General features: G+C 68.4%; 1 protein-coding gene and 1 pseudogene. Both read left to right on the plus strand.

Features of this window, described 5'->3' with window-relative positions; all coding sequences use genetic code 11:
- Window positions 1-231: pseudogene (locus tag U4012_RS35495) on the plus strand (sugar ABC transporter ATP-binding protein); the annotation flags it as partial.
- 40 nt (window positions 232-271) lie between these two features.
- On the plus strand, window positions 272-1290 hold a 1019-nt coding region (locus U4012_RS35500; protein WP_321804529.1), incomplete at its 3' end, for an ABC transporter permease subunit.

The following is a 1290-nucleotide window of genomic DNA, read 5'->3' on the forward strand; positions in this document are numbered from 1 at the left end:
GCGAAATCCGAGATCTACCGGATCATCAACGAACTGGCCCGCGCGGGTGTCGGCGTGATCGTGATCTCGAGCGAGCTGCCGGAGATCATCGGCGTCGCCGACCGCGTGCTCGTGATGCGCGAAGGCGAGATCGCCGGCGAACTCGGCGGCCACACGCACACGCCCATCACGCAGGAAGCGATCATCGCGCTCGCCACCGGCTCGCAGGCCGAGCTCGCCGACGCGCACTGACCACGGCCCCTTCATTTCCTTCTTCCTTCAAGGTACCGACATGATCAACCCGACCAAGCAGCGGAACCTCGCGTCCGCGACGGCCCATCCGGTCGCCAACCGTACGCCGCTGATGCGCGGCGCCGATCATCGCGCGCGCATGCAGTCGCTGCTGCGCACCGCCGGCATGCTGCCGGTGCTGCTGGTCCTCTGCATCGGCTTCGGCTTCCTGACCGACGGCTTCTTCACGCTGCAGAACCTGTCGATCGTCACGCAGCAGGCGTCGATCAACATCGTGCTCGCCGCCGGCATGACCTTCGTGATCCTGACGGGCGGCATCGACCTGTCGGTCGGCTCGGTGCTCGCCGCGTCGGCCGTCGCCGCGCTCATCGCGTCGACCATCCCCGGCTGGGGCTGGCTCGGCGTGCCGATCGCGCTCGCGGTCGGCCTCGTGTTCGGCGCGATCAACGGCGGCCTGATCTCGTTCCTGCGCCTGCCGCCGTTCATCGTCACGCTCGGCGCGATGACGGCCGTGCGCGGCGTCGCCCGCCTGATCGGCAACGACACGACCGTCTTCAACCCGCAACTGCCGTTCGCGTTCATCGGCAACGGCACGATCCTCGGCGTGCCGTGGCTCGTCGTGATCGCGTGCGCGGTGATCGCGCTGTCGTGGTTCATCCTGCGCCGCACGGTGCTCGGCATGCGGATCTATTCGGTCGGCGGCAACCCGGAAGCCGCACGGCTGTCGGGCATCAACGTGCGCGCAATCCAGCTGTTCGTGTATGCGGCGTCGGGCCTGCTCGCCGGCCTCGGCGCGGTGATGTCGGCCGCGCGGCTCTATGCGGCCAACGGCCTGCAGCTCGGCCAGTCGTACGAACTCGATGCGATCGCCGCGGTGATCCTCGGCGGCACGAGCTTCGTCGGCGGCGTCGGCTCGATCGTCGGCACGCTGATCGGCGCGCTGATCATCGCGGTGCTGACCAACGGCCTCGTGCTGCTCGGCGTGTCCGACATCTGGCAATACATCATCAAGGGGCTCGTGATCATCGGCGCGGTCGCGCTCGACCGCTATCGCCAGCG

Origin of the sequence: Burkholderia sp. BCC1988 (genome assembly GCF_905339895.1) — a bacterium.
In the GTDB taxonomy this organism is placed as follows: Bacteria; Pseudomonadota; Gammaproteobacteria; order Burkholderiales; family Burkholderiaceae; genus Burkholderia.